The 10,221-nt window shown below is 55.7% G+C and carries 8 protein-coding genes and 1 pseudogene; 4 read left to right on the top strand and 5 right to left on the bottom strand.

The features are described 5' to 3' along the window. Positions 1 to 903: 903 nt before the first annotated feature. Positions 904 to 1,352: pseudogene (locus tag KGB21_RS13390) on the bottom strand (group II intron reverse transcriptase/maturase); the annotation flags it as partial. A gap of 588 nt (positions 1,353 to 1,940) precedes the next feature. On the opposite strand from KGB21_RS13390, the gene KGB21_RS13385 reads away from it, so the two are divergent. Both KGB21_RS13385 and KGB21_RS13380 read left to right on the top strand, forming a co-directional pair. After that, complete coding sequence (locus tag KGB21_RS13385; protein WP_064676360.1) at positions 1,941 to 2,183, top strand: type II toxin-antitoxin system PrlF family antitoxin; 243 nt, start codon at positions 1,941 to 1,943, stop codon at positions 2,181 to 2,183. Positions 2,184 to 2,288: 105 nt separating this feature from the next. Beyond that, positions 2,289 to 2,654: a histone-like nucleoid-structuring protein, MvaT/MvaU family gene (locus tag KGB21_RS13380; RefSeq protein WP_223505395.1), complete on the top strand. Its 366-nt coding sequence runs from the start codon at positions 2,289 to 2,291 to the stop codon at positions 2,652 to 2,654. Between the two features lie 293 nt (positions 2,655 to 2,947). Here KGB21_RS13380 and KGB21_RS13375 read toward each other — a convergent pair whose 3' ends face one another. The 4 genes from KGB21_RS13375 to KGB21_RS13360 form a co-directional block, all read right to left on the bottom strand. Continuing rightward, positions 2,948 to 4,384, bottom strand: a complete 1,437-nt coding sequence (locus KGB21_RS13375; protein ID WP_223505394.1) for an NAD(P)(+) transhydrogenase (Re/Si-specific) subunit beta — start codon at positions 4,382 to 4,384, stop codon at positions 2,948 to 2,950. After that, positions 4,381 to 4,731 (bottom strand): NAD(P) transhydrogenase subunit alpha, encoded by a 351-nt coding sequence (locus tag KGB21_RS13370; RefSeq protein ID WP_053152987.1) that lies wholly within the window; start codon positions 4,729 to 4,731, stop codon positions 4,381 to 4,383. The genes KGB21_RS13375 and KGB21_RS13370 overlap by 4 nt, the downstream gene beginning before the upstream one ends. Positions 4,732 to 4,742: 11 nt before the next feature. Next, positions 4,743 to 5,864, bottom strand: coding sequence for a Re/Si-specific NAD(P)(+) transhydrogenase subunit alpha (locus KGB21_RS13365; protein WP_223505393.1), 1,122 nt, complete (start codon positions 5,862 to 5,864; stop codon positions 4,743 to 4,745). A gap of 287 nt (positions 5,865 to 6,151) precedes the next feature. Next, positions 6,152 to 7,216: a LacI family DNA-binding transcriptional regulator gene (locus KGB21_RS13360; RefSeq protein WP_223505392.1), complete on the bottom strand. Its 1,065-nt coding sequence runs from the start codon at positions 7,214 to 7,216 to the stop codon at positions 6,152 to 6,154. Positions 7,217 to 7,350: 134 nt separating this feature from the next. On the opposite strand from KGB21_RS13360, the gene hisD reads away from it, so the two are divergent. Next, positions 7,351 to 8,658: a histidinol dehydrogenase gene (hisD, locus tag KGB21_RS13355; RefSeq protein ID WP_223505391.1), complete on the top strand. Its 1,308-nt coding sequence runs from the start codon at positions 7,351 to 7,353 to the stop codon at positions 8,656 to 8,658. A 116-nt stretch (positions 8,659 to 8,774) separates the two neighbouring features. Beyond that, complete coding sequence (locus KGB21_RS13350) at positions 8,775 to 10,166, top strand: GntP family permease (RefSeq protein ID WP_223505390.1); 1,392 nt, start codon at positions 8,775 to 8,777, stop codon at positions 10,164 to 10,166. The last annotated feature ends 55 nt before the right edge of the window (positions 10,167 to 10,221 follow it).

Genomic DNA, 10,221 nt, shown 5'->3' with positions numbered 1-10,221 from the left:
AATGCGCAAATACCTGACAGGCTTGTGGGCGTGTATACGAACTGAAGAGGATTTCAACACGGCCAAGCTTTTCAGCGAAAAGCACCTGCTGAAAGCTTGACCGCGAACAGAGTATCTACAGGTTTTGCGCAAATCCTGTAGGAGCTGGCTTGCTAGCGATGGCGTCAGAAAGCACAACCATCAATTCAAGCCAGGCTATCCGGATCCCCGAAGAACATTTTGACTCGGCTCTAGGACGGTAGTTTTAGAGCTTTAAATTTAAGCTATGCCCCCAATTTTGCCCCCAGTCGCGGCGGGTGTGCGGGCGATCTCGATTGGCGATTGTTGACTTGAAGCGGGGTGGTCTTGGCTGGCTTTCAGTGTACCAAAACGGCAAGGGGGACGAAGATCCCGCAACGGGCTCAGAGTAAGCCAGCCAAGTTTGCCGAGGTACTTGCCTGGACAGAGCCGGTGCATCAGCGGAGCGGTAAGTGCTTATGATGAGGCGGGGGCTTGAGGTGTTTCTCGGCTCGATCAAGATCTGCTTGAGCCGCAACACACGGCTCACAGAGGAAATTCATCAAGTGGGGGCGAGGGAAGATTGCAAGTTCGAATCTCCACGCCTCCGCCACCAATTCTCATCAAAGCCCTGATTTTTCGGGGCTTTTTTGTTTGTGCGCCAGGCATGGCGCGTTGCGCGTAAGCGCAACCAGCTTGGCTGTGGTGGCCTCTCTGGTGACTTGGAGGTGAAAGTCCTCTACACACCCGGCAAGGGGAAGTGTTAGCCAGAGGCAAGGGTGTCGCGGGTGACTGCGAATCTGAAGGAAGCCCGAGGCAAACTGCTGGCCTGACGAACAGGAAGCGGATAGAGGCGGCGCAGCGGGGTATGAAGGCAAGCATCTTCAAAGCCCAATACTTGCACGTCGGTGTGAGCTGTTGCAGCAGCGCCTGTTGGATCAAGCGATCCACGACGCGGGGAATGCCCGGCTGTCTTGTCCCGCCCTTGGGTTTGGGGGTGTCGACGGCGCGTACACCTTGCGGGTGATATTCGCCGGCCAGCAATCGGCTCTTGAGAATCGGCCAATACTGTTTCACGTAGCGTGCCAATTGGTCGACCGTCATGCCATCGGCACCCGGTGCGCCCTTGTTGCTAACTACGCGTTGATACGCACGCTTTAGGTTGGCGGGTGCAAGCACCCGCCAACCTAAAGCGTGTCCGGCTCCGCGTTCGTCCACGTCACAGACGCCGTCGATGCTTGCGCCCTGTCAGCCGTCATCCTCGGATACCGTCCGGGACTTGGGGTAACAGTTTTCTCTGGGAGAATATTCTGCGCTTCAACATTCGACGAGACTCTGACGCCTACTGGTGGCATAACCTGTTCGGCCCTTGGTGACGGGGTTATTCGCCACTTACTACGGCTTCGGCTGACTTCTGCACGCTCATCCCGTCGCCTCTCGACGCTCGGTAGCACAATGGGAAACGTGCAGATCTCCCAGGGTAACTCGCGCGACCTTCCTGCTTATGCCTGTCGGCTCTACGTCACAGCGTTCTCTTCGATCCGCTGTTCTCGGACTACAACCTCGCGATCCTTTTTAATGAGGTCGATGCGGAAGCTCTTGAACAGGTAGAGCTGTCTGATCCGCCCCACCATGCATTGCTAGACGCGCGGATGCTTGCAGAGCTTTTCGAGGCACAGGCTTCTCGTTTTGTTCTGTCACCATAGAGGTACATCGCGACGTGGGTCGCTGAGCTTTGAACGGTGCCCTGCTGGTGATTTGAGTTCCACCATCGGTGGCGAAGCTACAAAACTGGATTATTTCAAATTATGGCTCAGCCATAATTATTACTGAGCCATAATTTTCACATCCAAAAGCTCCCTTTAATCGGAGCACCACTTCGGCATCAGAACAGGCGGAACCTGCCGCAGTTGCTGCAACGTCGAACCGCATAAGGTTGAGTCATGAATGACCCTCGTATCCTCAACATCAAGTCCGCGCACCACATTCAGAAGACCTCGCCAGCGAATGAACCGATGGAAGCCCATCTATCCGTATCCCGAACTCTCGGGCTTCTGGCGGCGGATATGGACGCGCATCCGGAGCTAATTCAGCCCGTAGATTCGCGTTTGGTCGATCGCATCAATGCGCTAGTCGGTCAGGCAGATGTTGACCTCAATTCACCGCTCTCAGCGGAAGACGAATAAATCAGGGCGGCGAACCTCGACTCACCTACACGGGGCTCCCTGAGTCTAAATTCAAATTGTGGTTTTTGGTGTATTGTTAGGTGACTAACTAGCTAGAGAACCACCATGTCCAAGCTCGCAGAATTCCGCCAACTCGAAAAGAATCTCGCCGAACAGCTCCAAGCTCTCGAAGCCTTGAAAGGCGATGCTGGCTTGAAAAAAGAAATCGAATTTGAGACCAAGCTGCGCGCTTTGCTTGCTGAGTACGGTTACAGCCTGAAAGACGTGATCAACCTGCTTGACCCGCATGTGGGCCGTCGCGCTCCAGCCGCCGAGTCCAAAGCCGGCAGCCGTAAGCCTCGTCTGGTGAAGGTCTACAAGAATCCGAACACCGGTGAGGTTGTCGAAACCAAGGGCGGCAATCACCGGACTCTGAAAGAGTGGAAGGCCGAATACGGCTCTGACACCGTTGAGTCTTGGCTGAGCAAGTGATTCTGGTTTGAGTACAAAAGGGCCCTGCCAATTGTGGGCGGATTACTTATTAGCAAGCACTCACCACAAATAAAAAAGCTTTCGGATTTCTCCGAAAGCTAGCTGCTGAATTCATAACGGAGGGTGACCAAACCAAGTGAACGTCCACACGCCCTGATCGCGGGTCGTTCAAGTTTATGCATTCAGGCAGAAACTTTTAACAGTGACGTCGCCACGCTACGGGTCGAGGTTGCTAAGAGCTAGATGCGTATTTCTCGTTGGTAAGTCATAGCCTTTTCCCGCCTGATAAAAGGTCACGCAACAGCTTTGACCATGTCTTCGATGACCTTTTTCGCGTCGCCGAACACCATCATGGTCTTGTCCAGGTAGAACAGCTCGTTGTCCAGACCGGCATAGCCGCTGGCCATCGAGCGCTTGTTGACGATGATGGTCTTGGCCTTGAACGCCTCGAGAATCGGCATGCCGGCAATCGGCGATTTCGGATCGTTCTTCGCCGCCGGGTTGACCACGTCGTTGGCGCCCAGCACCAGCACCACGTCGGCCTGGCCGAACTCTGAGTTGATGTCGTCCATCTCGAACACCTGGTCGTAAGGCACTTCGGCCTCGGCCAGCAACACGTTCATGTGCCCGGGCATGCGACCGGCGACCGGGTGGATCGCGTACTTCACGGTCACGCCGCGGTGGGTCAGCTTCTCGGTCAGTTCCTTCAGCGCATGCTGGGCCCGCGCGACCGCCAGGCCGTAGCCCGGCACGATGATCACGGTGTCGGCGTTGGTCAGCAGGAAGGTCGCGTCGTCGGCCGAACCGGATTTCACCGGACGGGCTTCTTTCGCACCCGCCGGGCCGGCCGCCTCCGCGGTGTTGCCGAAACCGCCGAGCAGCACGTTAAAGAAGGAGCGGTTCATCGCCTTACACATGATGTACGAGAGGATCGCACCGGACGAGCCCACCAGGGAGCCCGCAATGATCAGCATCGAGTTGTTCAGCGAGAAACCGATACCGGCCGCTGCCCAGCCGGAGTAGCTGTTGAGCATCGACACCACGACGGGCATGTCCGCGCCGCCGATCGGGATGATGATCAGCACGCCCAGCACGAAGGCCAGCGCCAGCATCAGTGCGAAGGCGCTGAGATTGCCGGTCAGCATGAAGCTCACGCCGAGTGACAGTGTCGCCAGGCCCAGCAGCAGGTTCAGCTTGTGCTGGCCACCGAACTGTACTGGTGCGCCCTGGAACAGGCGGAACTTGTACTTGCCGGAGAGCTTGCCGAAAGCGATAACCGAACCGGAGAAGGTGATTGCACCGATCGCCGCACCGAGGAACAGTTCCAGACGGTTACCGGCCGGGATCGCGTCACCGAGTTGCGCAACGATGCCCAGCGACTGGGGCTCGACCACGGCGGCCACGGCGATGAACACCGCGGCTAGGCCGATCATGCTGTGCATGAAGGCGACCAGTTCGGGCATCTTGGTCATTTCCACGCGTTTGGCCATGATCGAACCGGCAGTGCCGCCGATCAGCAGGCCGACGATTACGTAGACGATGCCGTCGTGGGCCAACTCGGCACCTAGTTTATAAATCAGGCCGACCGTGGTGAGGATCGCCAGGCCCATGCCGAGCATGCCGAACAGGTTGCCGCGACGCGACGTGGTGGGGTGCGAAAGGCCCTTGAGCGCCTGGATGAAGCAGACCGAGGCGATCAAATACAGGGAAGTAACCAGGTTCATGCTCATGCTTGCTGCACCTCAGCCTTGACTGCTTCGGCCTTGGCAGCCGGAGCCTTGGCCGCTTTCTTCTTGAACATTTCCAGCATGCGCCGGGTCACCAGGAAGCCACCAAACACGTTGACGGCGGCCAGGGCCACGGCCAGGGTGCCCATGGTCTTGCCCAGCGGGGTCACGGTGAGGGCGGCGGCGAGCATGGCGCCGACGATCACGATGGCCGAGATGGCGTTGGTCACGGCCATCAGCGGAGTGTGCAGAGCAGGTGTCACGTTCCAGACCACGTGGTAGCCGACATAGATGGCCAGCACGAAGATGATCAGGTTGTAGATACCGTGAGAGATCAGCATGTCTTCCATTGTTTTTATCCTCAGCCGTTCTTGCGCACGATCTGGCCGTCGCGGCACATCAGGCACGCGGCGACGATATCGTCTTCGAGGTTGATCACCAGCTGTCCTTCTTTATCGAACAGCAGCTTCATGAAGTCCAGCAGGTTGCGGGCGTACAGCGCCGAAGCATCGGCCGCCACGGCGCTGGCCAGGTTGGTCGGGCCAACGATGGTCACGCCGTTTTCGACGACCACCTGATCGGCCACGGTCAGCGGGCAGTTGCCGCCCTGGGCGGCCGCGAGGTCGATGACCACCGAGCCCGGTTTCATCTGGGCCACGGTTTCGGCACTCAGCAGGGTCGGCGCCTTGCGGCCGGGAATCAGCGCGGTGGTGATGACGATGTCCGCCTGTTTGGCGCGTTCGTGCACGGCCGCGGCCTGGCGCTGCATCCAGCTGGCCGGCATCGGGCGGGCATAACCGCCGACGCCGACGGCGCATTCACGTTCTTCGTCGGTCTCGTAAGGCACGTCGACGAACTTGGCGCCGAGGGATTCGATCTGCTCTTTCACCGCAGGGCGCACGTCGGACGCTTCGATCACCGCCCCCAGGCGTTTCGCGGTCGCGATGGCCTGCAAACCGGCCACGCCGGCACCGAGGATCAGCACGCGCGCCGCTTTCACGGTGCCCGCCGCGGTCATCAGCATCGGCATGAAGCGCGGATAGTGGTGCGCGGCCAGCAACACGGCTTTATAGCCGGCGATGTTGGCTTGCGAGGACAGCACGTCCAGGCTTTGGGCGCGGGAGGTGCGCGGCGCAGCCTCCAGGGCAAAGGCGGTAATGCCGCACTCGGCCAGCTTGGCGATGGTTTCGTTGCTGAACGGGTTGAGCATGCCCACCACTACGGTGCCGCTTTTAATCAGCGCCAGCTCGCTGTCGCTGGGCGCGACCACCTTCAAAATCAGCTCTGCAGCAAACGCGTCATTGGCGCTGCCAATGGTTGCGCCGGCCGCTGCATAGGCACTGTCGACAACGCTGGCATTGATGCCGGCGCCGCTTTGGACAGTGACCTTATGACCCTGGCTGATCAGCTTCTTGATGGTTTCCGGGGTTGCGGCAACCCGTGTTTCACCCATTTGTGTCTCGAGAGGAACGCTAATATGCACTTCCCACCTCCGTAATATTATTCTTGTAAAAGACGTTGCTACCTGCCTTTTAGGGAGGAGCCCATGACTGCAGACGGTCGACACCTATGATGGGGAGCGCTAAATCGCTGGCACTATTGGTCAGCGACTGAAAAGATATTGCATGCGTATGCAACAATCAACTCTTTTGCATGCTGCTTGAAGTGCCAGGAGTTTTTGGGTGAAAAGGGAAAAAGCGGGTGAAAGGGGAGGATAAAAGCCCCCGTGTAGTGAGCAGGGGCAAAATCCAGCGGAAGGAAGGGTGAAAATTACTGAGTCATCTGCCAGACGGTATTGCCATCGATTTCTCTTAGTCCTGCTTCAGGTAGACGCGCGCTACCTCGAATGATGAGCTGGCCGGCTAATACCTCTTGAATGGATGGAGTGGTATTGGCTTCGAGCTGGGCGCGAATAACATCAACTGTTCGTTGCACCAACTGGTCGATTGGCTGCAGGTAGGTAGTTAGCCCAATAATTGGCCATTTTGACATCTCGATGTTGTCAAACCCGACAATCGAAATGTCTTTCCCGGGTATCAGGCCGCATTCACGGGTGACTACATTCAACGCCGCAATAGCCATTAAATCGTTTGCACAGAAAATCGCGTCTGGGGGATTAGCGAGGGACATCAATCGACGGGTGGCCTCCATAGCCGTTTGAAAGCTGTAGTTGCCTACCTCACGCAAAGGCGCAGGAAATCCATGCTCTTGGAGTCTCTGCGAAAAACTGCGTTCTCGGTCACGGCTTGTGGAAGAGCCTTCGTGTCCTGCGATGAAGGCCAAGATTTTATGGTGTGTCGACACTAGGAAGTCGGCGATAAGAGCCCCGCCTTGAGCGTTGTCACTGGTCACGCTCGAGACTGTCTCGCTGTCATTTTTTCGGTTGAGGAGCACAACAGGGAGACCGGTTTGCTTGCATTCCTCAGCAAAGTGCGAGGAAAGAGTTGCGGATACCAGAATCAATGCTTCGACACGATGCCGCAGCACCTCTTCGAGGATTGGGTCTGAATCCTCATTGGTAACCATCGAGAAAAGCAGCACTCGATACTCCATGGACTCAAAAGCTTTGGAGAGCGCTTCGAGCACCTCGGAGTAGAAAGGATTGGCCATGCTTGGGATGACTACACCGATGAGGTTTGATCGGCGGGTAATTAATGAGCGTGCGACGAAATTTGGACGATATCCGAGCTCTGCTGCTGCAGCCTCGACTTTTTCCCTGGTTTTGGGGGCCACACTCGCGCCCTTGGTGTAGGTACGCGATACCGCAGACTGAGAGACCCCAGCGAGCCTAGCTACGTCGTGGGCCGTGACGGGGCGGCGAATAGATTCAGCCATGGACGGTTAACCCTGAACGAAAAGAAAAATTGCATCCTACGCATCTACCCCTTTTCAAACCACTGAAGAGTCTTCTATGATGGCTCTGCATACGTATGCACTCATCCGAAAAAAACAATCCCAGGAGACTGCAAATGGCTAAGTGGCTGAAGAAAGGCGCTGAAGCGGAAGTCGTAAAATCTGCCGACCGTCAGGTTCGCGACACTGTTGAAACAATCCTTGCCGATATCGAAGCGCGGGGAGATGCCGCGATCCGCGACCTCGCCGTTAAATTCGATAAAATGGAACGTGACAGCTATCGACTTACTGCTGCCGAGATCGACGCCTGCTACTCGCAACTGACCAAGCGCGACATTGCCGATATTGAGTTCGCTCAAACCCAGGTGCGTAATTTCGCGCAACATCAACGCAACAGCATTCAAGATATCGAAGTTGAAACCTTGCCGGGCGTTATCCTCGGCCACAAAAACCTGCCAATGAATGCCGCAGGCTGCTACGTTCCAGGTGGTAAATATCCACTGCTGGCGTCAGCCCATATGTCGGTCATTACTGCGAAGGTCGCAGGTGTGCCGCGTATCATCACCTGTGCTCCTCCTTTCAACGGTAAGCCTGCACACGCGATTGTCGCTGCCCAGCATATGGCTGGCGCTGACGAAATTTATTGCCTCGGTGGTATCCAGGCTATCGGCGCAATGGCCATTGGTACCAAAACTATCGCTCCTGTAGACATCTTGGTCGGCCCAGGCAACGCTTTCGTAGCCGAAGCCAAACGCCAGCTGTTTGGTCGTGTGGGTATCGATCTGTTCGCAGGCCCAACCGAAACTCTGGTTATTGCTGATGACAGCGTCGACGGCGAAATCTGTGCTACCGACCTGCTCGGCCAGGCCGAACATGGCCCTGACTCCCCAGCAATTCTACTGACCACTTCCGAGAAGCTGGCCCGCGATACCATGGCTCAAATCGAGCGCCTGCTGCAGATCCTTCCTACCGCCGGTGTTGCTCGCCAAGCTTGGGAAAGTTTTGGCGAAGTAATCGTGGCTGATAGCGACGAAGAAATGTTGTCGATTGCCAACGATTTGGCATTTGAGCACGTTCAGGTGATGACTAAGGATCCAGACTGGTTCCTCGCCAATATGCGTAACTACGGTGCTTTGTTCCTGGGCCCACGCACTAACGTAGCGTTCGGTGACAAGGCAATTGGTACTAACCACACTCTGCCAACCAAAAAAGCTGCCCGTTACACCGGTGGTCTGTGGGTCGGTAAGTTCCTGAAAACCTGCACCTATCAGAAAGTGATGACTGACGAAGCTTCTGCTTTGGTTGGTTCGTACTGCTCGCGTCTTTGTGCGCTGGAAGGTTTTGCAGGGCACGGTGAGCAAGCAAACATCCGCGTGCGTCGCTATGGTCATAAGGATGTCCCATACGCAGGGATCGCTGAATAAAGAGTGATAGTAGCGGGCTAGGGTCACTTCAAGTGGCCCGATAATAACAACAATCATTTGCCGCGCCGCCACTTGTAACTTGAGTGCGAGCGCGGCAGGGCTTCGTGGATCCTCATATGAGTGTAATTATTGCGTTGCTTGCGTTATGCGGCCTAATGTTTGTCGCCTACCGTGGATACAGTGTGATTATTTTCGCACCAATAGCTGCTCTTGCTGCTGTTCTTTTAACAGAACCAAGCGCTGTGGCTCCGGTGTTTACTGATATTTTCATGGAGAAGATGGTTGGGTTTGTAAAACTCTACTTTCCTGTTTTCTTGCTCGGCGCAGTATTCGGTAAGCTTATCGAAATGTCGGGCTTCTCTCGTTCAATTGTCCAAGCGTTCATCAGGCTATTGGGCAAAGAGAGAGCTATTCCCGTCATCGTGATGGTTTGTGGTCTGTTGACCTATGGTGGTGTATCGCTCTTCGTCGTAGTCTTTGCGGTTTATCCTTTTGCCGCAGAAATGTTCCGGCAAAGTGATATCCCAAAGCGGTTAATGCCAGCCACCATCGCGCTGGGCGCATTTACGTTCACGATGGATGCAATGCCCGGTTCTCCACAAATTCTCAACATTATCCCAACGACTTTCTTCGGCACTACCTCTTGGGCGGCGCCATGGTTAGGGTTGGCGACATCTGTGTTCGTACTCAGTTGTGGATTCATTTATCTTGAGTACTATCGTCGCAAGGCTCTTAGAACGGGCGAAGGCTACGGAACAGATCTTCGCAACGAGCCAGAAACGCCGGAAGATATCCCGCTGCCTCACCCTCTCATCGCGATACTTCCTTTAGTGTTGGTCGGTGTCATGAACCTGGCTTTCACCTACTGGATCCCTCACTGGTACGGCTCTGTCTACGACATCACACTTCCAGGATTGAAAGCGCCTGTCCAAACTCAGGTTTCGAAGATGATCGCGATCTGGGCGGTTCAAGCTGCCTTGCTTGTAGGCATCATCACAGTGTTGATTTTTGCTTTCAAAGCTGTGGTCGCTAAGTTGGCTGAGGGCAGTCGCGCGGCGGTGGGTGGAGCTATGTTGGCAACGCTCAATACCGCGTCGGAGTATGGTTTTGGCGCAGTGATTGCCATCCTGCCAGGTTTCCTCTCCGTCGCTAGTTCGTTGAAAGCGATACCTAATCCTCTGCTAAACCAAGCCCTCACGATAAACATTCTTGCAGGTATCACTGGATCAGCGTCCGGTGGATTGAGTATCGCGTTGGGAGCGATGGCCGAAACCTTTGTGGCGGCTGCCAACGCTGCGCATATTCCCCTAGAAGTATTGCATCGCGTGGCGTCGATGGCCGCTGGCGGGATGGACACGCTTCCTCATAACGGGGCCGTAATCACGCTCCTGGCTGTCACAGGATTAACGCACCGTGAAGCATACAAATTCATATTTGGTATCACGATTTTCAAGACATTGAGTTCTTTCTTTGCGATAGCAGTCTTTTACACGTTTGGCATCGTGTAAGTACGACAGAAAGGATCGCCATCAGCTGCATTTTCGGCTCGTAGTATGCAAGCCT

Origin of the sequence: Pseudomonas sp. GL-RE-29, assembly GCF_019947275.1 — a bacterium.
GTDB classification, from domain to species: domain Bacteria; phylum Pseudomonadota; class Gammaproteobacteria; order Pseudomonadales; family Pseudomonadaceae; genus Aquipseudomonas; species Aquipseudomonas fluorescens_A.
The sequence above is the reverse complement of the archived record's forward strand: the minus strand, read 5'-3'. Positions and strand labels throughout refer to the sequence as shown.

What these genes read in the sequence shown, in the direction of transcription:
- KGB21_RS13385 (WP_064676360.1), top strand. Translation starts at nt 1,941, where the DNA reads ATGAATGACCCTCGTATCCTCAACATCAAGTCCGCGCACCACATTCAG.
- KGB21_RS13380 (WP_223505395.1), top strand. Translation starts at nt 2,289, where the DNA reads ATGTCCAAGCTCGCAGAATTCCGCCAACTCGAAAAGAATCTCGCCGAA.
- KGB21_RS13375 (WP_223505394.1), bottom strand. Translation starts at nt 4,384, where the DNA reads ATGAGCATGAACCTGGTTACTTCCCTGTATTTGATCGCCTCGGTCTGC.
- KGB21_RS13370 (WP_053152987.1), bottom strand. Translation starts at nt 4,731, where the DNA reads ATGGAAGACATGCTGATCTCTCACGGTATCTACAACCTGATCATCTTC.
- KGB21_RS13360 (WP_223505392.1), bottom strand. Translation starts at nt 7,216, where the DNA reads ATGGCTGAATCTATTCGCCGCCCCGTCACGGCCCACGACGTAGCTAGG.
- hisD (WP_223505391.1), top strand. Translation starts at nt 7,351, where the DNA reads ATGGCTAAGTGGCTGAAGAAAGGCGCTGAAGCGGAAGTCGTAAAATCT.
- KGB21_RS13350 (WP_223505390.1), top strand. Translation starts at nt 8,775, where the DNA reads ATGAGTGTAATTATTGCGTTGCTTGCGTTATGCGGCCTAATGTTTGTC.